General features: G+C 44.7%; 19 protein-coding genes. 12 read left to right on the top strand and 7 right to left on the bottom strand.

Going from position 1 to position 20789, the window contains the following annotated elements:
• The first annotated feature begins 24 nt into the window (after window positions 1-24).
• From EAO36_RS05410 to EAO36_RS05435, 6 genes are all read left to right on the top strand, one after another.
• Entirely contained in the window at window positions 25-1191 is a 1167-nt protein-coding gene (locus tag EAO36_RS05410) for an MFS transporter (RefSeq protein WP_120955806.1), read from the top strand.
• 31 nt (window positions 1192-1222) lie between these two features.
• Window positions 1223-2827, top strand: coding sequence for an ABC-F family ATP-binding cassette domain-containing protein (locus EAO36_RS05415; RefSeq protein ID WP_120955807.1), 1605 nt, complete (start codon window positions 1223-1225; stop codon window positions 2825-2827).
• A gap of 21 nt (window positions 2828-2848) precedes the next feature.
• Window positions 2849-3637 (top strand): type II restriction endonuclease, encoded by a 789-nt coding sequence (locus EAO36_RS05420; protein WP_120955808.1) that lies wholly within the window; start codon window positions 2849-2851, stop codon window positions 3635-3637.
• A 26-nt stretch (window positions 3638-3663) separates the two neighbouring features.
• The gene (locus tag EAO36_RS05425) at window positions 3664-4479 is read left to right on the top strand and encodes a DNA adenine methylase (protein ID WP_235852380.1); all 816 of its coding nucleotides are present in this window, start codon (window positions 3664-3666) and stop codon (window positions 4477-4479) included.
• Window positions 4480-4738: 259 nt separating this feature from the next.
• A complete protein-coding gene (locus EAO36_RS05430; protein WP_235852381.1) occupies window positions 4739-5695 on the top strand; it encodes a metallophosphoesterase in 957 nt (318 codons plus the stop codon).
• A gap of 275 nt (window positions 5696-5970) precedes the next feature.
• Window positions 5971-6705: an outer membrane protein gene (locus tag EAO36_RS05435; RefSeq protein ID WP_235852382.1), complete on the top strand. Its 735-nt coding sequence runs from the start codon at window positions 5971-5973 to the stop codon at window positions 6703-6705.
• Window positions 6706-6708: 3 nt separating this feature from the next.
• Here the strand turns inward: EAO36_RS05435 and polA are convergent, their stop codons facing one another.
• The 5 genes from polA to EAO36_RS05460 are packed head-to-tail and all read right to left on the bottom strand — an operon-like array spanning window position 6709 to window position 13487.
• The gene (polA, locus tag EAO36_RS05440) at window positions 6709-9303 is read right to left on the bottom strand and encodes a DNA polymerase I (RefSeq protein WP_120955811.1); all 2595 of its coding nucleotides are present in this window, start codon (window positions 9301-9303) and stop codon (window positions 6709-6711) included.
• Window positions 9300-9938 (bottom strand): FAD-dependent thymidylate synthase, encoded by a 639-nt coding sequence (gene thyX / locus EAO36_RS05445; protein ID WP_120948457.1) that lies wholly within the window; start codon window positions 9936-9938, stop codon window positions 9300-9302. The genes polA and thyX overlap by 4 nt, the downstream gene beginning before the upstream one ends.
• A gap of 1 nt (window position 9939) precedes the next feature.
• The gene (locus EAO36_RS05450; protein WP_205586161.1) at window positions 9940-11256 is read right to left on the bottom strand and encodes a transposase; all 1317 of its coding nucleotides are present in this window, start codon (window positions 11254-11256) and stop codon (window positions 9940-9942) included.
• Window positions 11257-11259: 3 nt separating this feature from the next.
• On the bottom strand, window positions 11260-12672 hold the full coding sequence (gene aspA, locus EAO36_RS05455) for an aspartate ammonia-lyase (protein WP_120948456.1): 1413 nt from the start codon (window positions 12670-12672) through the stop codon (window positions 11260-11262).
• Window positions 12673-12722: 50 nt separating this feature from the next.
• Window positions 12723-13487, bottom strand: a complete 765-nt coding sequence (locus tag EAO36_RS05460) for a TSUP family transporter (protein ID WP_120948486.1) — start codon at window positions 13485-13487, stop codon at window positions 12723-12725.
• Between the two features lie 231 nt (window positions 13488-13718).
• Between EAO36_RS05460 and rocF the strand changes: the two genes are divergently transcribed.
• Together rocF and EAO36_RS05470 are read left to right on the top strand one after the other, a co-directional pair.
• Entirely contained in the window at window positions 13719-14693 is a 975-nt protein-coding gene (gene rocF, locus EAO36_RS05465; RefSeq protein ID WP_120948455.1) for an arginase, read from the top strand.
• The gene (locus EAO36_RS05470; RefSeq protein WP_205586162.1) at window positions 14693-15838 is read left to right on the top strand and encodes an alanine dehydrogenase; all 1146 of its coding nucleotides are present in this window, start codon (window positions 14693-14695) and stop codon (window positions 15836-15838) included. The genes rocF and EAO36_RS05470 overlap by 1 nt, the downstream gene beginning before the upstream one ends.
• 98 nt (window positions 15839-15936) lie before the next feature.
• On the opposite strand, the gene EAO36_RS05475 is transcribed toward EAO36_RS05470, so the two are convergent.
• Window positions 15937-17343, bottom strand: a complete 1407-nt coding sequence (locus EAO36_RS05475) for a COG3014 family protein (RefSeq protein WP_120948453.1) — start codon at window positions 17341-17343, stop codon at window positions 15937-15939.
• 90 nt (window positions 17344-17433) lie between these two features.
• The gene (locus EAO36_RS05480; RefSeq protein WP_120955813.1) at window positions 17434-18171 is read right to left on the bottom strand and encodes an outer membrane protein; all 738 of its coding nucleotides are present in this window, start codon (window positions 18169-18171) and stop codon (window positions 17434-17436) included.
• 212 nt (window positions 18172-18383) lie between these two features.
• Here EAO36_RS05480 and dcm point away from each other — a divergent pair, with 212 nt between their 5' ends.
• The 4 genes from dcm (at window position 18384) to EAO36_RS05495 (ending at window position 20692) form a co-directional block, all read left to right on the top strand.
• Entirely contained in the window at window positions 18384-19283 is a 900-nt protein-coding gene (dcm, locus tag EAO36_RS05485; protein ID WP_120955814.1) for a DNA (cytosine-5-)-methyltransferase, read from the top strand.
• The gene (locus tag EAO36_RS08475) at window positions 19283-19561 is read left to right on the top strand and encodes a hypothetical protein (protein WP_162983091.1); all 279 of its coding nucleotides are present in this window, start codon (window positions 19283-19285) and stop codon (window positions 19559-19561) included. The genes dcm and EAO36_RS08475 overlap by 1 nt, the downstream gene beginning before the upstream one ends.
• The gene (locus tag EAO36_RS08735) at window positions 19549-19989 is read left to right on the top strand and encodes a hypothetical protein (protein WP_235852275.1); all 441 of its coding nucleotides are present in this window, start codon (window positions 19549-19551) and stop codon (window positions 19987-19989) included. Before EAO36_RS08475 ends, EAO36_RS08735 begins: the two co-directional genes overlap by 13 nt.
• A gap of 409 nt (window positions 19990-20398) precedes the next feature.
• Window positions 20399-20692, top strand: a complete 294-nt coding sequence (locus EAO36_RS05495; protein WP_120955815.1) for a hypothetical protein — start codon at window positions 20399-20401, stop codon at window positions 20690-20692.
• Window positions 20693-20789 lie beyond the last annotated feature (97 nt).

Genomic DNA, 20789 nt, shown 5'->3' on the forward strand with positions numbered 1-20789 from the left:
ATATGCCATTTTACAAGGTGTGGTATGCGGCATTATTTGCGAATCATCATTTTATTAGCCCTCTCTAGTTTTTGCTTGGGGGTAGCCGAATTCATTGTCTCTGGAATTTTAACCCCCTTGAGTGCTTATTATGGAGTGTCTGATAGTCAGGTGGGCAATCTAGCCACGCTTTATGCTTTAGGGGTGGTGGTGGGCGCGCCCATTGTGAGCGTGCTCATCTCCTCTTTTAATTACAGAAACCAGCTCATTTTCACCCTCGCCATCTTCTCTCTCTCCAATGCGATCATGTTTGTCAGTTCTAGCCTTTGGATCGCGCTAGTGGCGCGCTTTATTGGGGGATTAATGCATGGGCTCTTCTTTGTGATCGCCACCATCATTAGCATTAAGGTTGCGCCCAAGTCCAAAACCACCATGGCGTTAAGTTTGATGGTCAGCGGGCTAACCATCGCGTTAGTTACCGGCGTCCCCATAGGCATTCTAGTATCCAAACATTATGGACTCTTAGCCCCCTTTTTGCTGATCGCTTGTGTGAGCTGTTTAGTCGCCCTCTGCGCCCTATTCATCATGCCCAAACTCAGTAGCAAGCAAGCAAGTTTTAAAAATCTATGGATAGCTTTTGGTTTTGCGCCCGTGTGGCAGGGCTTTTTGGTAACCGCCTTTTCTTGTGGTTCCATGTTTGTGGTCTATATTTATTTGCGCGTGCTCTTAGAACAACACGGCTTTAGTTCGATAAGCATTGCCAATGCCTATTTATTCTTTGGCATTGCCGCCATAGTGGGGAATCTCTTTGGGGGCAAACTAGCAGATTTAAGGGGCTCTTTTGCCTCTTTAGGCTTTTTGCTCACCATGCAGATTTTGACCTTAAGCGCAATGAGTTTTAGCTACTACCTACCCAAGTGGGTTTTAATCGCCAATGTCATGGGCTTTGGCTTTTTTGGCTTTGCTTGCATCGCCCCGCTTAAAATGTTGTGTAACCATCTAGCCCGCGTTTTTACCCCAAACACCCAAAATGACACCATCGCGCTCAATGAAGCCTCTTTTAATGTGGGGATCACTTTTGCCTCTCTGGCTGGTGGGTTGGTGGCGCATTTAAATGTCAATTTTAACGGGCTGTGCGCGGCTCTCTTTGCTTTAAGTGCCTTGAGTATCTTAAATTTTGGCATTAAAAAGGCAAGTTTTCATGTAAAGTAGTTATACTTGAGTTAAAAACTTTAGGATCACCATGTTACAAGCCACACAAGTTAGCATGCGCTATGCCACTAAAAAGCTCTTTGAAAATGTCAATCTCAAATTAGACGCACACAAACGCTACGGGCTGATTGGGGCCAATGGTGCAGGCAAGAGCACCTTTTTAAAGATTTTAGCCGGGGAGATCGAGCCTAGCAGCGGGGAGATTAGCGTGGGTTCTGGGCTTAAAGTAGGGGTTTTAGGCCAAGACCAATACGCCTTTGAAGAGTTTAGCTTAAAAGACGCGGTACTCATGGGCAATAAAACCCTCTATGACGCGCTCAAAGAAAAAGAAAAACTCTACAGCCAAGCGGATTTGAGCGATGACAAGGTCAATGCCCGTTTGGCCGAACTAGAGATGATTTGCGTGCAAGAAGACCCACTTTATGAATGCGAGGTGGTGGTAGAGAAAATCTTAGAGGATTTGGGCATTCCAGCTAGTCGGCATAATGACTTAATGCAAAGTTTGCCTAGTAGCGACAAATTTAAGATTCTGCTCGCTCAAGTGCTCTTCCCCAAGCCTGATATTTTGCTACTAGATGAACCCACTAACAACCTAGATTTAAACGCGATCGCTTGGCTAGAGGAGAACTTGAAACGCCATGAAGGCACAATGGTCATCATCAGCCACGATCGCCACTTTTTAAACGCCGTTTGCACGCATATTTTAGATTTGGATTTTAACACGCTCAGAGAGTTTAGCGGCAATTACGATGATTGGTACATCGCCTCTACTTTAATTGCCAAACAAAAAGAAGCCGAACGCAATAAAAAGCTCAAGGAAAAAGAGGAGCTAGAACGCTTTATCGCGCGCTTTTCAGCCAATGCGAGCAAGGCGCGCCAAGCCACTAGCCGCCAAAAGCAATTAGATAAACTGGATATTCAAAGCATTGAGGTCTCTAGTCGGCGCGATCCTAGCATTGTCTTTAAACCTCAGCGCACCATTGGCAACGAAGCTTTAGAATGTAGCCAGATTTCTAAGTCTTATGGGGATTTGGTGGTGCTGAAAAATGTCAGCCTAAAAATCGCCCCCAAAGATAAGATCGCCTTGATTGGGCCTAATGGCGTGGGCAAGAGCACGCTGTGTAAAATCCTAGTAGAGGAGTTGGCTCCAGATAGTGGGAGTGTAAAATGGGGCGCGACTGTGCTAAGGGGCTATTTTCCCCAAGATGTGAGCGAGAGCATTCAGGGGGAGGAAAGCCTGTATCAATGGCTTTTTAACTTCAATAAAAAGATTGAGAGTGGTGAGGTGCGCAACGCTTTAGGGCGCATGCTCTTTAGCGGGGCAGAGCAAGAAAAAAGCATTAATGCGCTGAGTGGGGGGGAGAAACACCGCATGGTTTTAAGCAAGCTGATGCTTGAAAAGGGCAATTTTTTAGTGCTGGACGAGCCCACTAACCATCTAGACCTAGAGGCGATCATCGCTTTAGGCGAGGCGTTGTATAAATTTGAGGGGGCGTTGATTTGTGTCAGCCACGATCGCGAACTCATTAGCGCGTATGCGAATCGCATTATTGAACTTGTGCCTAGCAACAAGGGCGCAAAGGTGATCGATTTTAGGGGGAGTTATGAGGAGTATTTGGCGAGCAAGGGGACATAATTTACAGGTTAGGGGCAAGTTATGTGTAAAGTGGATTTTATGAGGGCTTTTAGAATGTTTTTAGAAAAGCTTAAGGAACAGATTTGCCAGCCCGATCACCAATGGAAAATCAAGGGGTTTATCGATAGTGAAAGGCGTTTGTTTTCTCTATCAAATGACACAAAAGTGGTTTCTAAGATTCTCGAGATTCACATGTTTCCCTATATCCTAGAATTTGCTGAAGATTGTGGTTTTGATGTGGTCTTGCCTAGCCATCAAAACTATTACCCAGATTTATCGTTTGTGTCTAAGGCAAATCCAGCACTAAAATACGCCATTGATTTAAAAACAACCTACCGCAACGCAAAAAATCCGAATTTATGCAATGGCTTCACTCTAGGTTCGCATGGGGAATATTTTAGAAACAGAGAATCGTGTAAAAATATCCAATTCCCTTACAAGAGTTACAAAGGGCATTTCTGTCTAGGGATCATTTATGACCGCGTCAAAGTCAATGAATTGGAGCGTTATGGTTTGCAAGATTTGCAGTGTATCCCATCAGTGATTAAAAATCTCACATTGTTTTTTGTCGAAAAATATAAAATAGCCAGCGATACAAGTGGGAGTGGGAACACCGCTAATATTGGGAGCATTAAAGTGATTGCGGATATTTTACACGAAAGGGGAGTTTTTGCAAAATTAGGCGAAGAGATTTTTGACGATTACTGGATGAACTATGGGTATATCAATATTACAGACCCTACGGGGATTCAAAAGCCCATCCGCAACCTTGATGCATATCTACGCTACCGAGGCATTAAGCCATGCTAGAATCCCAAAAAGTAAGGATTCCTCCCTTGAAGATTCAAGGGATTAAAACTAAAATTGTCCCCTATATTCAAGAAGTTTTTAAGACTTTAGATGTTGGTGTTTATTATGAACCCTTTATGGGAAGTGGCGTAGTTGGGCTTAATTTAATGCCCAAAGTGGCGGTTTTTAGTGATAATAACCCCCATATCATTAATTTTTACAATGCAATTAAAGAAGGCACACTTACTGAGGATTCGGTGCGTGCGTTTTTAATCCAAGAGGGTCAAAAACTAGAACAAGAAGGGCAGGCACATTATTTAAAAATACGGCAGAGATTTAATAAGAACCAAGACTCTCATGATTTTTTATTTCTTAACCGCAGTTGTTTTAATGGATTGATGCGTTTCAATTCTAGGGGGGATTTCAATGTCCCCTATTGCAAGAAAGATCGCCGTTTTGCCCCTGCTTACATTACAAAAATCACAAATCAAGTTAAATGGGTCAGTGAGCGTATAGCTCAAAACGACTACACATTTCTCTGCTGTAATTTTATGCAAATTTTTAAACAGGCACAAAAGGGTGACTTGATTTACTGCGATCCCCCCTACATTGGCAGACATGCTGACTATTTTAGTCTGTGGAGTCCTAAGTACGAGGAAACACTCTATGACTTGCTTGAACACACACAAGCTAGTTTTTTGCTTTCTACTTGGCATAGCAACACATACAGAACCAATCCATATCTTCACCGCTATCAAGAACATCAGATAGAGCTATTAGATCATTTCTACCATCTAGGGGGCAAAGAAAAGAATCGTAACGCCATCAAAGAGGCTTTAGTGCAAGACTTTAAAAACAGTTAAGCGGGATATTTGCCCAACAAGGAGATGGACACCCCTATTAATCTTTTCTGCCCTCTCTTCTTTGCTTAAGGAAAAAGAGGAGATTAGCATGGTAAAACTTGCCCCTATGAGCATAACAACTTTTACTCTAATTTTTCTTTTTGTCTTCTTTTGCATGAACTTCTTTAGCTATCTGAGGCTAAGGAAGTCTGCCTATCCTCTTCTGCGTTTTCTGCCTATTTGTCTGTATGCTTTAAACATTCTCTATCGAATCGTGCAGATGAAAGTTTTTGCCCATTTGGAGACATTACATACCTTCTTGTATGCCCTAGGCGGGATGAGCATGGCCGCAAGTTTTATTCTCTTCTGCCTGCTATTATTGCACTCCATCGCGCTTAAAACACTGCACCAAAGCACAGATACGCACAGACGCCAAAGCCTTAAAAAACTCTTGGATATAGGTCTACTAGGGGTTTTCTTTACCTCTATGGCAAAGGGCTTTTACAATTCAACCAATCTTGTGATCACAAGGCGCAGTGTAAAGCTAAAAAATTTAAAAGAAGCGTGCCACCTTGTGATGATCAGCGATGTGCATATAGGGGCGTATCTTAAAAAAGATTACTTGCAAAAGATTGTCGATCGTATTAACGCGCTTGATCCGGATATCGTCGTGATTGTGGGGGACTTGGCGGATTTGAAGGCTCAGTTGGTACAAAAGGATTTAACCCCGCTTAAAAGTATCCAATCTAAATATGGCGTGTATTGTGTGCTGGGCAACCATGAATATTACCACGGGGTGGATGCGCTTGTTAAAGTGTTTCAAAAGAATCATTTACGCGTATTGCAAAATGAGAGTGTCCAAGTTGCAGGGCTTAATCTAATGGGTGTAAATGACCTGATAGGGTATCGCTTTAAGCGTTTTGAACCCGATTTTAAGACTATCTTTACCCAAGCCAACCCCAATCTGCCCAGTGTTTTACTCTCCCACCAACCCAAATCCTTAACACATTTAGAACAAAAACCCGACTTGATTTTGTGCGGGCACACCCATGCTGGGCAAATATTCCCCTTTAGCCTCTTGGTGTGGCTGGATCAAAAATACATCTATGGGCATTATCATTTAAAAGACTGCCAAATGATTGTGAGTAGCGGTTGTGGCTTTTGGGGACCCCCTGTGCGCATCTTCACCAAGAGCGAAATCGTATCCATCCACTTAGAGCCTGAAAATCAAGCCTAAAGGCTTGACATATAAGCCAAAAAGGATTAGCATTGCATTGTTTTTTTATTATCACTTTATTCTAGTTTTTAAGGGGTTTTTTGGTATGGTAGTAGCACAGCACAGCACAGCACAGCACAGCACAGCACAGCTTTAAGTGTTCTCTTTTAAGAGCAACGGCTTTAGGTCTTTTTTCTCTTGTTTCTTTAAGCGCAGAAAAAAACGGTGCATTCATCGAGGGCGGGTTCCAGTATTCTAATTTTGAGCGTTCTAATAAGACGAGTGGTGCTAACGCATTGCCATTTTTTAATGGTTATACGAGCGTGGCTGCTGGTAGCTCGGGCAAGTTTAATGGCAACCTCTTTGGGGCAGATATCCAGTTTGGTTACAAGCAATTCTTTGGGCAGAAAAAACACTGGGGTTTGCGTTATTATGGGTTTTTCAGCGGACAGGGTGGGAATTATCCTTATGAATATCAAGTTTTTGATGACACGACCATGACATTCTTAACCAAGAAAAGTAGCCAGCCCTCGGCTAATCTCTTTTATGGCGTGGGGATCGATGCGCTCTATAACTTCTATGAAAAAAATAACCAAACTTACGGGTTCTTTGTGGGTGTGATGATTGGGGGGAGTAGCTGGCTAGAGGGCGGAGGTAAGGCTAATGGGCAATGCCGTTATGCAAATCCTAATCCCAATAGCAATAGCACCGCTTGCATCAGCATGAATGACTATTATGCAGACTTTGCAAGCTTGATAGACAAGAATAAAGAGATTAGTAAGCTTTTGCAAGCCAGTGTCTCGCCTACTTTCGTGCAATTCATCTTTAACATCGGGTTTAGGGCTAATTTGACTAAACATCAGGGCTTTGAAGTGGGTATCCGCATCCCCACCATTGATGACCCTTACTTCAAAATGAAGACATTGCAACAGATGCAACAGATATATGGCAATGTTGCCAAAGGGGCACAAGGCACGATGGTTTTCAGACGCAATATCGCTGTCTTTGCCAACTATGTTTATAACTTCTAGACTCTAGCCCTTTAAATCCCCCCAGTTAGTGGCTAAGTTGGCATGGCAACTTAGAGGCACGCTTAGGGGGTAGATATTTTCCATTAGCTCTTTTAAATCTCGGGCGATCTGGGGGGCTTGCTCTTGGGGTACTTCTAAGATGATCTCATCATGCACTTGCACGAGCATTTTAATTTGGGGGTGTTGCTTGGTATATTCTTGGATTTTGAGCATGGCAAGCTTGACTAGATCGCTGGCACTGCCTTGAAAAAGGGTATTAACCCCCTCACGCAAATAATCCGCCCTCAGCTTGGGGCTGGCATGGCTAAAATCAAAATGCCGTTTGTGCCCTAAAAGGGTGGTGATCTCCCCCTCTTGTTCGATGCGGGCTTTGAGTTGCTCTAGGAAATCTTGGATCGTGGGGAAGGTGTTAAAATAGTGTTGGGTGTATTCTTTGGCTTGTTCTAGGCTGATTTTGAGCGATTGGCTCAAACGTTTAGGCCCCATGCCATAAATCAAGGCAAAATTAATGCTCTTGGCAATGGCGCGTTTTTCTAAAGCTTGATCGCCAAAGAGGGCTTGGGCGGTGTTTAAATGGATGTCTTGATCTTGTTTAAAGGCTGTAATCAAGTGGGCATCTTGGCTAAAATGGGCTAAAAGACGCAATTCAATTTGGGAGTAATCAATGCCTAGTAACAACATGTGAGGGCTGGCGATAAAACCTTGCGCGATCTTCTTGCCTAGAGGTGTGCGGATGGGGATATTTTGTAAATTGGGGTGGGCGGAGCTAAGCCTTGAGGAGGCGGTGGTGTTTTGGTAAAAGGTGGTGTGGATTTTGCCCGCTGTGTACTGATCTAAAATGGGCTGCAGGTAGGTGGATTGGAGCTTGAAAATCTCGCGGTATTCTAGGAGTTTGCCTAAAAGAGTATGGACATCGATTCCTTGCACGCTTTGGGGGGCATTTTCTTGCAAGGTTTTTAAACTCATCTCATCGGTAGAAAAACCCGTTTTGTTTTTCTTGATCCCCTTAGTGGGTAGGGCTAATTGTTCGTATAGCAATTGCGCCCATTGTTTGCTAGAATTGATATTAATAGCCCCCACCATCTCTTGGATACTCTTTTGCAAGTCCTCTAAATCTCTCACAAACTGGGTATAGAGGGCTTGGAAATATTCTCGATCAATGCTAAAGCCATGCCCTTCCATCTCAAAAAGAGTTTCTAAAAGCGGGTATTCCAGATCGTGAGCGATTTGCCACAGATCAGGGCTTAGGGTGTTTTGGTAATGGCTGTAGGCTTGCGCGATAAGACGGGTATTATCTAGTGCCAAACCAGCAAGGGTATTGAGATTGATCTCTTTTATGGCGTGCAAGGGGTGGGCTTGGCTTTTAAAAACTTGGGCTAATGCGCTAATGGTGGGTTCTAGGCTAGAGTGTACCAGCCATGCTAAAAGGGCAATGTCATCATAGTGCTTGGGTAGGGGGATTTTTGTAGCCCTAAAGGCATTAAAAACATCTTTGAGTTGGTAGCCAATGATGTGGCGTTGGTAGAGGGCGTGCAAAAAAGGTGTAAAGTCTTGGCGTATATCCACAAAAATAAAGGCTTGTGTATCGGGTTTTCCAGTAATTGCTAAAATGCCAAGACCTAGCACCTCATTAGATGTTTTGACTAGCTGGATAGCACACCGATCAAAAGGGGTTAGCCACTCTGTGGCTTGCTTGGGGGTGCAAATGGCAAGCTTGGGGGTGGGGGGCGTGCTCTCAAAAAGTGTGGTGGGTGTGATCTGCTTGAGCAGGGCAAACATTTCGTATTTTTTGAGCTCATGGCTAATGCGCAAAAGGGGGTTTTGTGTGGGGAAGAGGGCTGGGGGGGTGCTTGTAAAAAGATTAGTCTGTAAGGTGGCTAGTTGCCTGCTTAAAAAAGCTTGATTTTTATCTCTAATGAGGGCATCTAAGAGTTTGGGGGGTAGCATGCTGGCAAGCTTGGGGGAATTGATTGGATCATAGAGATTTTCTAAGTTTTCAAAGGCATTTAATAATTTGATCGCATAGGCAGGCCCGATTCCCTCCACGCCCTTATACCCATCGCTACTATCACCCACCAAACCTTGATAATCCCTAAATTGGTGGGGGGGTATTTTGTATTTTTCAAGGCAAAATGCCACGCCCCGATCGGTGTTGCCCGCAAAGTCATGCACGCACACAGAGGGGCTAACCAGCTGGTAAAAATCCTTATCATTGCTTAAAATGCGCACTTGGTAACCCTGTTGGCTAAAAAGTGTGCTAAGACTGGCAATCACATCATCGCTTTCATAACCCTCCACACTCAAAGCGCATAAATCCATTTGCTTGATCCAATCAAAAATAATGGGGAGTTGTTCCTCTAGATGGGGGGGGCTTAGGCGTTTGGCTTTATAATCCGGATAAAGGGTTTTGCGCTGGCTTTTAGGGCTCTCTAGAGCAAAGATCAGAGCATTAGCTTTGAATTTATAGACCTTCTGGATCACATGGGCAAAGGCACTCAGCCATGCGGTGTTAAAGCCTGCTGAAGTGTGCCAATCTCTAAAGGGGTAGTAGAATTTAAAAAGGAGGTTGAAGGTATCCACCAAATGGATGGTTTTCATGCTTGTTGGGCTACTTTGTGGATACAATCCTCAAAGAGGTATTGGTGCTCGCTGGGCAAGGCTTCATAAAGCTTGAGGGCTAAAAGGCGGATTTCCCAAAGGGCTTTGTTGTGCGTGCGTAAGCTCAAAAAGTTTTGCAAACTGCGGGCATTGATGCTAAAGGCTAGACTGGTTTTATAACTCTCAGGCATGGCAAACTTAGCATAATCATTTTTCACATGCCCCACAATCAAGAGCCGTAAATTTTCTAGGGCTTGCACGCTAGCATGATCGACAGCCTCCACTCCCGTAAAGACCAAAAACTCTTGGGCGCGCTGGAGATTTGGCTCTTCAAGGGGTAAAAAGCTCTCTTGGGCTTGGAGCTCTTTGAGGGTGTAACGGCTGGATTTGACTGAAAAGCTAGCCATGCGGTGGCGGGCTAACTCTTGCAAACAAGCGCGGCTAATGCCTTGAATATCAAAATTATAAAAGAGATGTTCTAGGGTGGAGTTATGGCGGTATTTGTTGGCAACGCGATCGATGAGTTCTAAATCTTTACGCCCGCCTCCATCGCTATTGGCAAAACTCTGGTAACAAGTGCGGATCGCTTCGTAGCAACAAGACAAGGGAGTGGCATGCTTTAAAATCACTAACATATTAGGGCTTTACAAGGAGGGTTTGGACTGGTGGGGGCGTATCTTGTGCGCTAGACTGGGGGGTTGGGGCAATCCCTTCGGGGGCAAAGCCCAAATTCTTAGGAGTATAGATGGTGTTGGTGTAGATAATTTGCCGATCCTGCAGAGGCTCGCTAAAATCGGGCTTGAAGTTGGCATAAAATCGCGTGAGCATGTGATCCAAACTATCCAAACTAGCATAACTCACCCAATCATATTGCAAGTCTGTATTGAGAATGGAGGCATATTGGCTAAGATAGGGGCTAGTTTTGCCAATCGCACTGGTGAGGTAAAAGTTAGTGCGATCCCTAGGCTGGGTGAGCATGAACATGGATAAATTGAAGTTGATCTGGGAGGAGAGCATCATTTTGGGGCGGTCGGCTTTGGGCAGACGGCTAATTTGGGAGAGCAAGAGCCCGGTTTTGACAATGGGTGTGTTAAAAAAGACCACCGCATTTTTTAAGTATTTGGCCTGTCCCTTAAGCTCCCTAGAAAAAGTGCTCGCCTTTTTAAAGGTGATGGTGTCCTCCAAGATGATTTGCGCGCCCAAGTCCTTTAAACTCTTGCCCAACATGGCACCCCGAAAACTATCATCATTATAGACCACTAGGGGGTTATATTGCCCCAAATCCAAAAGTGCATGGACTTGCTGGATAAAGTCAATCCCGCCAAAGAGCAAAGAGGCAGGCAAATTAGTTAATTTTTCAAGCTGGTTTTTATGCACCGTGGGGATGATGGTTGGCAGATTCAAGGGTGTTTGGGCGATCAAATTCTCCACGCCACTTTGGGTTAAAAGGGCGATGACAAAAGGAAAGTCTTCTTTTTCAATGGCCTGATAGGTTTGTTTTAAACTCTCGGGATCTTCTTGTTGGCTATCAAAGACTTTAAAGATAAAATCGTGGTTTTTATAAGAGAGATAAGCCAAAATGGCATTAATGGCGGCATTGCTATAACGCCCGATTACCTTTTTGGGCACTAGGAGTGCCACATGGTAAGGGGTGTCTGGGGAAAATTGTTGTTCGGTGAAAACCTCTTGCAAGGCGGGTGGGTTGAGCCAGTTATTGATGATTTGGTAATCATCGCGTAGTTGGGGGTGCTTGATGCCCTCTGAAAAATACGCCATAAAGGAAAAGACCTGCCCTTCCTCATAGAGCTTTTGCAAACAAGCTTCATCGCAAGGCTCTTCAAGTTGCACCACAACTTGCTTGGCTGGGGGCAGGGGCAATAAATCCCGTTTGTGGGGAGCCTTGGCGCAGAGCAACGCCCCACAGAGCATGCCTAAAATTAAAAATTTAGACAATAGCTAGTCCTTGTGCTTTTTAAAGACATGGGGACTTAGCATGTTGGCTGGTTGGAAAATCTCATCTAATTGTTCTTGGGTGAGCAACTGGCGTTCCAGCACGATCTGATGGACTGATTTACCCGTATCCAAGGCTTCTTTAGCAATGGAAGCGGATTTTTCATAGCCAATGTGTGGGTTGAGCGCGGTAACAATGCCAATGCTATTAAAAACATAATCATGACAAATTTTTTCGTTAGCCGTGATGCCATTGATACACTTTTCAACCAAGGTGCGGATCGCGCGGTTGAGCATTAGGAAAGAATGGAAGAGTTTATAGGCGATCACAGGTTCAAAAACATTGAGTTGGAGTTGCCCACCCTCAGCTGCCATCGCGACAGCTAGGTCATTGCCAATGACCGAAAAGCACACTTGATTCACCACTTCAGGGATGACCGGATTGACTTTACCGGGCATAATGGAGCTACCCGGTTGCATTTTGGGTAGATTAATTTCATTTAAGCCCGCACGCGGTCCTGAGCTTAGCAAGCGCAGATCGTTACAGATTTTAGAGAGTTTGATGGCAATCCTTTTGAGTGCCCCGCTGACTTGCACATAAGCCCCCGTGCTTTGGCTAGCCTCAATCAAATCGCTAGCAATGGTGAAGGGGCGACCGGTCACTTCTTGGATTTTCTTTTCCACGATGCGTTTATAATCTGGGTGGGAGTTGATCCCCGTGCCAATAGCCGTCCCGCCTAAATTCAGGACGCGAGTCCATTCTCTAGCATCAAAGACATGCTGGATGTCCTTTTTCACCATAGAAACAAAGGTTTCAAATTCCTGTCCCAAAGTCATAGGCACAGCATCTTGAAGCTGGGTACGCCCCATTTTGAGGATATGGGCGAACTCCTTAGATTTCTTGGCAAAGGCATCTTTAAGGATTTTAAGGATTTGGGTTAGGTGATCCAAGCGTTCATAAATGGCGATCTTGAGTGCTGAAGGATAGACATCGTTTGTGCTTTGGGAACGATTGACATGGTCATTGGGGTGGCAGTATTGGTACTCGCCCTTTTTATGCCCCAAATACTCCAATGCCATGTTGGCGATGACCTCATTGACATTCATGTTGGTGCTTGTGCCCGCCCCGCCTTGAATCATATCCACGACAAATTGATCATGGTGCTCACCATCAATGATTTTATCGCAAGCATGGCAGATCGCATCTTTGATCTTAACCTCAATGAGCCCTAAATCAGCATTGGCTAAAGCAGCGGCTTTTTTGACTTGTGCAAAGGATCGGATAAAGATGGGGTAGTTATAAAGTCGATCGTGCGTGATGTTGAAGTTTTCCACTGCCCGCAAAGTTTGAATACCATAATATAGGCTATCATCAATCTCCATCTCGCCAATAAAATCATGTTCTTTTCTAGTTGCCATGAAACTCTCCTGCATAAAATGATGGACATTCTACCGATTTAAAATTAATATTAAATTTTAACGGCATAATCCCAAAGCAATTTGAGAATCGTAACACCCACGACCCCTAAAAAAATCGTGCGGATGAACTTGACCTCTTTAACCATCACCAAGTGGGAGCCCACAAAAGCCCCCAACATTTGCCCTAGCCCCATTAAAAGTCCGACACTCCATAAGATTGGCGATCCCAGTATAAAAACACCCAAGCTCACGATATTACTAGTGAAATTTAAAACTTTTGTACGCGCCACTGACTTTTTCATGGGCAAGCCTAGTAGGGCGAGCATTAAAAAAGTCCAAAAAGAGCCCGTCCCGGGTCCAAAGAAGCCATCATAAAACCCCAAGATAAACCCAAAGACCCCATAAAAAATGGCGGGTTTGAGCTTGGGCTGGCTTTCTTGTTCGCCAATTTTGGGGCTAAAAAGAGTGTATAAAAAAATTACGCTCAAGAAAATCGGGATTAACAGACGCAACAAATTTGCCTGCAAGAGCAAGATTACATAAGTCCCCAAGCATGCACCCACAAATACAAAAACAATGCCTAGCCAAATTTCTTGGAGTGAGACTAGCCCTTTGCGCCAAAAATTAAAAGCCGCGCTAAAGCTACCAAAGCTACTTTGTAATTTATTGGTGGCTAGCACCATATGCACAGGCACGCCCATTGCCATGAGGGTTGGCACGCTAATCAACCCCCCGCCCCCCGCAATGGAATCAATCAAGCCCGCACAAAATGCCGCCACAAAAAAGATCGCATAATCAAAAAACCCAAAATCCATGCCATCCTCAAAAATAATTTTTGCTTTAAAATATAGCATGGCGATTTTACTTAGGAGCTTTAAAAACACGTTTTTTGCTAAGTGCTACTCATTTACACCCCAAATCAACCCGCCATTTTTGCCTAAAAGGCTAACTCAAGCCCCATTTAGCCTTTTTCGTTAGAGTCTTCTTGATTTCTGTGTGTATCAGAAACAAATTTCCAACTCATTTAAAATCCTTAAGGAGGCAATATGGTTTTAGTCGCATTGTCAGCAGAATTGGGGGCATCTAGGCGGGGGAGCAATAAGGGAGTAGAATGTTTGAGGCAGGCGTTGATTCAAAGATGCCCAGAAGTCGCCAAACACGCCGTTTTTATCAAGGAAGAACAGTGCGTGTTAGACACTTCCTTTAAACATGCCAAACGCTTTGAAGATTACTATCTGTTTTGCAGAGATGCCCTGATCCCGGGCATGCAAAAGGTCTTTGCAGAGCACCAATTCCCCATTATTTTAAGCTCAGAACACTCTAATGCCTTTGGCATTATCCAAGCCTTGCGTAGCCAACACCCTAAAGAAAAAATTGGGATTTTATACTTAGACGCGCATGCCGATATCCACACCGCTCATGACAGTCACTCAGGCAATATCCATGGCATGCCCTTAGGTATGGTGCTCAACAAAGTGCATGCTGGTCCTAATGATTTGAGCGTACAAGAAAAAGAATATTGGCAAGATTTATGTTCTTTGGGGCTTGAAAAAGGGGTTGTGCCTTTTGATCCCGCTTACTTAGTGTATTTTGGCGTGCGCAGCACGGAGCGCAGTGAAGATGAGGTGATCGCTGAATACAATATCCCTCTTTTCAGTGTGGCGCAAATTAGAGAGGACATGTTTGGCGTGGTACAAAGGGCTAAAGAACACCTCAAGGGTATCCACACGATTTATTTAAGTCTTGATGTTGATGTGATGGATGGGGGGATTTTCACTTCTACGGGTGTGCGTGAAAAACGCGGTCTATACCCCCATGAATTGCAAGATTTATTACAACTATTGCTGGATACTTTTGGCGATCGCTTAGCGGCTATTGAGATCACCGAATACAACCCTGACATGCACAGAGGTGGGCGCGATGATCAACAAGATGTGTTAGAACTCTTGATGAGCGCGACCCGGTATGCCTTGCAACGCAGGAAACACCCCCACAAAACCCATTCAAGAGACCATGCATGATCGCCATTGGCTTGCCCAAAGAGAGCATGGATGCGGAGTTCCGCGTAGCCCTAGTGCCCGAAGATGTGGCGGTGTTGGTGCAAAATGCCAATTGCCAAATTTTTGTTGAAGAAAATGCGGGCTTGAATAGCGGTTATACCAACCAGCAATACCAGCAAGCCGGGGCACAGATTGTCCCCACCAAGCAGGCCTGGGATCAGCCCATGATCTTAAAGTGCAAAGAGCCCTTAGAGCATGAATATGCCTTACTCAAAGAGGGGGCGACTCTCTTTAGCTATTTGGATTTGGCTTATAATACCTCTTTAGCGCACATGCTGGTGGATAAAAAGATTTTGTCTATTTGCACCGAGACCATCACCGGACCTAAGGGCAATTACCCGATCTTGGCCCCCATGAGTGTGGTTGCGGGCAATTTAGCCGCCCATTTTATCCAGCATTACTTGTTAGCCCTAGAACATTTGCCGGGTGTCTTTGGGCGGGGGGTGTTGTTGCGTGGTTTGGCGGGCGAACCTCAGGCAAAAGTCGTTGTTGTGGGCGGGGGCGTGGTGGGCTTAGAGGCGGCTAGGACTCTTAGCGTGATGGGCGCACGGGTGGTGATCTTAGAGCTGGATTTTGCCAAATTACAAGATCACCCCTACACCCACCTTTATCATTTAGAAGTGTTGGGTGTGAATGAAACTAATATTATCTATGCCCTAGAGGGCGCGCTAGGCTTAGTGGGGGCGGTGTTGCAAACCGCCACGGCTACGCCCAAAGTGATCTTAAGACGGCATTTAAAGCACATGCAAAAAAGAGGGGTGATTGTGGATGTGGCATGCGATCTAGGCGGGTGCATTGAAAGCATCCACCAAACCAGCACCTCCGCACCCATTTACTTAGAGGAGGATTTGTTCCACTATGGCGTGCCCAACATGCCCGGGATTGTGGCTAAAACAAGCTCGATTGCTTATAGCCATGCAAGTTTGCCCTATGTGTTGTATTTTTTACAACATGGACTCAAAGGCTTTTTACAAGCAAAAGATAAGGTGGTTGCCCAGACTTTGGGGGGTTTGAGTGCTTATCAGGGCTATCTCACCCAAGAGGGAATCGCTAGGGCGTTTGACTTGCCCTATAAAGACCCTCAAGAGGTGTTAGCCCAGCTTTAAGCGCGTGGCTTGTAGGGTGATTTGGAATCCAAAGAGTTAAAATAGAAAAGGCGGAGCCCCCAAGGGGGCTAGGGGGCAGAGGTGTTAGCGCAAGCTTGTTATTTGAGGGGGAGCACTTGCACGCTAAGGGAGTTGGGGAGGCTACGGACAAAAATGATATTGTTTTTATTGCCACAGAACTGGTTGGCTGTTGGTTTTGTGGTGTCATTACAAGCAATCGCTTGAAAATTTTGTTTTAAGTGATCCACATTGACAGCAAAGTTATGGGTTTCATCATTATCAAAGCGCGCCACATAGACCGTTTTAGGGAAAATATTAGAACCTCTAATATCAGCTGCCGTAGTGGCTTTATTCACCATGCTCATAATCCCCCCAACAGCCATCATAGCCATTCCAGCATCGCCACCTGTCGCAGCTCCAGCTGTTTGTAAGCCCTTGCCCGCAGCTGTTTTTAAGATTGCTGAACTAATGGCGCGGGTTTTGATGGCAGGCAAGGTAACTTTATATTCTGTTTGCACCACCGCATCAAAGTGGGAGAGAACCTCAAAATCTTGTGCCTTACCATTTGCGACCAACCGGAAAGTGCTGTGGAAGTCTTTGCCATCCTTTAAAGTGGGGATCGCAAAATTAAGCTCAGTGATTTTATATTCTTTCAAAGTGGGTTGCACCCCATCTTCTAAAACCACCCAAGTTCTTTTGTGTGTGCTGTGGTGTTCAAAATTCTTGATATCTTGAGCAACAAGGGGGATTTTGCTCACCGCATAGGCCTCTTTGAGATCGTCAATACCCTTGCTGTCTCCATCGATGGTATAAAATAACCCAGCAACATAGCTAATCCAAGGGTTGATAAAGCCATCATAGGCAGCCATGTATTTTAAATTTGAGTAGCGTTGTTCCAATTCTTGATCAAAATTGCCAAGTCTAGCTGTGAATTTAGCAAGTTTGCCCGGATTTTTATTCTTGGCTTCCTCTTCCATTTGGGTATGTGCTTTTTGGATTGCCTTGCTGTAAAACTCTTTCAAGCGTCTTTGGCGCTCAATGGTGCGGTTAAACTCCACGCGTGCCTCTTGCATATTGCCTAAAAGCGCATAATCTAAGGCTTTGTAATAGTTGGTCAAAGCCCATTCATACATATGTCCCTCATAAGGTTTATTGGTTTCATTCCCAAAGGTCGCACCCCCAACTTTAGAGAGGGTTTTTTCCAAGTTCTTATAGTTGGTATCAAAAACCTTATCGGCTTTGTCCAACATCTCCAAAGAAGGCTTATAAGAGCCCATCATAAAGGCATTCACGCCGTTTTGCAACTCCCATAAAGGCGCATCTTTTTGTTTTTTGTCTTGATCAATGAACTTTTTGGAAAGTTTATCTGCCTGTGGGTTTTGTTTGGCATAGTAAGCTTGCTGGAATTGTGCGAGTTGTGCGCGACTCTCTGTGTGCGCACACCCCAAAAACACTAAACCACTGACCAAAATCCCGTAAAATTTCCAACTCAAACCAATCTGCATCTACAACCCCTTGCCAAAAAATAAGTGCCGATTGTAACAAAAGTTAATTAACCAAATACCCACGCAAGGATAATGGGGGTCTAAATCCCCCTAGAAGTTATAGACATAGTTGGCATAAAGGACGATCACGCGTCTAAAAGAAAAAGTGTTGGTTTGACCCGTTGAATATGCGCTGTAATAGGGGTTGTTAATAGCTGGGACTCTAAAGCCCACCTCCACGCCATTATGCGCTCTAAAATTAGCACGTACTCCGAAGTTAAACATCCATTGCACAAAAGTAGCCGAAAAGGTGGCGTTGTTATTGCCAATTGCACTTTTAAGAAACCAGTCATTATAGCTCACACAATAGGCATTATTGACCGTGGTTTGGCACACGCCATTAGCCTTGCCTGCCCCCAAGGTCCAAGTGCTCCCCCCCACAGCCATGCCCACAAAAGCCCCAATATCATAGCCCTTAGCACGGAAAAAATTCCACAACGCGTCAATCCCCACCCCATAAAAATAATTCCCCAAAGACCCTTGAGTGGGGTATTTATTGTCTGTTTTTTCTGAAAAGCCCCCACCTTGCAAGCTAATCAAACCATAGTAACGCACGCCCCAATGCCGTTTTTTACCAAAGAATTGTTTATAGCCCCCCTGAAAATCCACACCCCCTAGATCGCCAGAAAAGGGGTAAGTCGTGGTCGAATTGGGAGTTTTATACGCACGCGACCCAGCCGCATGGGAGTATTGCACCCCCACTTGGGCAAACCATCCATCTTTAGCCGCTTCTAAAGGCAAACCCAAGAGTCCAACAAATCCCATCCCTAAAAACACCCGTTTAACCATATAAAACTCCTTCTTGGCCAATAATAGCGATTCTAGCAAGTTTTAAAGCCAATTGCAAGAACTTAAATCTTTTTAAGTTTTTAACACGCATAAATGACAAGGAACAAATTGTATTAACCACTTCCAGCACTTCTTACAGAACAGCGCATAGCACAACTTGGGGGATATAAGATCTTTTGGTTTTTTTAGGAGTTTTTCATTAGAATGCGCAGATGCGTTTTATCGATCTCTTTGCCGGAATTGGAGGCATTAGACTAGCTTTTGAGCAGGCTGGGGCTCATTGTGTATTTTCTTCTGAGATTGATCTGCATGCTAGAGAAACTTACAAGGCTAATTTTAAAGACACCCCCGCAGGGGACATTACCCAAATCCTAAGCCAAGACATTCCCCCCTTTGATATTCTGTGCGCGGGTTTTCCTTGCCAAGCTTTTAGCATTATGGGGGCTCAAGGGGGCTTAGATGACCCACGAGGGGCGTTATTCTTTGAGATTGTGCGCATACTCTCTTACCACAAACCCCGCGCCTTTTTGTTAGAGAATGTCAAGCAATTAGCCACTCACAGCCAAGGGCGCACGCTAGGGGTGATTTTGCAAAGTTTGCAAGATTTAGGCTACTGCGTGCGCTTTCAAGTGCTCAACGCCCTAGACTTTGGTATCCCTCAAAAGCGCGAACGGCTATTTTTAATCGGCTTTTTAGATTCGCGCTTGGCTCAAGCCTTTAACTTTGATTTTGTTAAAATTCCCTATCATCTTAATTCTATTCTAGAGCCTAACCCCCCTAACTCTGCCCTAGCCTCCGCATATATCCGCGCCAAGAGATTGGCCAGCGTGCAAAACAAACAAGTGTTTAGCCCCTCTATTTGGCATGAAAACAAGAGCGGGAATATCAGTATCCTAGATCACGCCTGCGCGCTTAGGGCGAGTGCTTCGTACAATTACCAGCTAGTCAATGGAATACGCCACTTCACCCCAAGAGAGCTTTTAAACCTCATGGGCTTCCCCAAAGACTTTAAAATTGTGGTGAGCCCTAGCCACCTACACGCCCAGTGTGGTAATTCTGTCTGTATCCCTGTGATTAGCGCGCTAGCTAAGCGTTTAATGGATTTGCTTTAGTGCCCAATGCGCCTAAGCTTAGAGATGCGCGCCCCAAAAGGGAGCTAAACACCTTTTCTAAAAACTTCATTGTAGAGTTAGGCGCGCATTTGATCTATTGGATCGCGCTTAAAAGAGAAATTAGCGGAGATGACTTTGTGCGCGCTTTAGGAGGGGCTTTTAAGAGCGATATATGCTTATCCCCTTTGGGTTTGCTGGATTTAGAACATGGAGGTATTGGCTATAGCGCGAAAACTATCAAACTAAAACCCCCTTCAAGCTGGAGATGGCACGCCTGATTATTGGGCGCGCTAGCCCCTTGTATTCCTACCAAATGCAATGGCAAGAAAATTTAGCCAAAACCGGGCAGGCTTTGATTAACATCTATAACGAGCGTATTAAAATCGCTTTGCATTCTTGCCAGCAATTAAGATTAATCGTGTTAGTGCGCGCGCTAGATTTAAAAGATTTTGTTTTGTTCGAAGAAGAGATTAAGTCCCTTGAAAATACCTACTCTTGGGAGCTCAACGCGCGGGGGAATTTAATCGGGTTCAATGCACAGGGGCAACACTGCTTTACTTGGCAACCCCATGGCGCACAACTCACTAAAATAACCCCCATTCCTGCTAACGCCCTAAAATTTAGCCTTCAAAGCCCCCCACCCTTGAGCCCCCAAACTCTCTTAGAACAAATGGGCTTTAAGGGTTCTTGGGTGCAAATCCTTTAAAATCAACCTCCGCCACTGGGGCTTTTGCCTTTCACCTTTTTATGGGTTTGCGGTATGACCCTTAAAACGCTAAAACGTTTGCAAAAGCAGAACTTTTGCTCATTTGCTAGTCTTGTTGATTACATTCTCCTTGCAAGGGCAACCAAACGCTTTATGAATGGGTATGTACAGGTGGCCCAAAAAGCCCTCAATAAAGTCTATACCCCCGAGCAAGAACAGGTTTAGTTTGCTAAGCACTTTGGAGGGAGTGCTAGTCTCAATGCCGGGCAAACAGGCTAAAAGCTAAGCCTTCTTCAAACACTTAAAACACGCTCAAAGAGGGCACATTTAAAAGCCAAGTAACACAGAATTTTATCAAAATCACACAAGGCTTTGATCGCCTCTTTTAAAGACATTAACACCAAGGCCAGTGCTTGTTGCTTTAAGATACCACATCAAAGTCACTTTGAACAAGCCTACCAGCTTGCAGGACTTTAAAATGCAACTCAACCATCTAATCCAAAGAGAGGACTTTGACAACGCCACCAAAACGTTGATTAGAGAGATTGAGGGCGGATTACCTCCCGATGAGTCGCCAAAGACTAGGTTAGACATTGAAGTATTAACCAAACGCCAAGAGGAGGGGAGTGATTTAAAAATGGAGCAACGCATTAAGGCAATGATTGATGAATATTTACCCCCATTAAAACTAGATGAAAAGTAAGACCTAAGGTGTGCAAAAGGAAACTAAGGAATGGCACCAAAATTCAGTGTCCTTGCAGGGGTGCTTGCTGGTTACGTGCAAGCCCTAGATTAGCATT

The sequence above is a fragment of the Helicobacter mehlei genome, assembly GCF_003660265.1.
Taxonomy (GTDB): Bacteria; Campylobacterota; Campylobacteria; order Campylobacterales; family Helicobacteraceae; genus Helicobacter; species Helicobacter mehlei.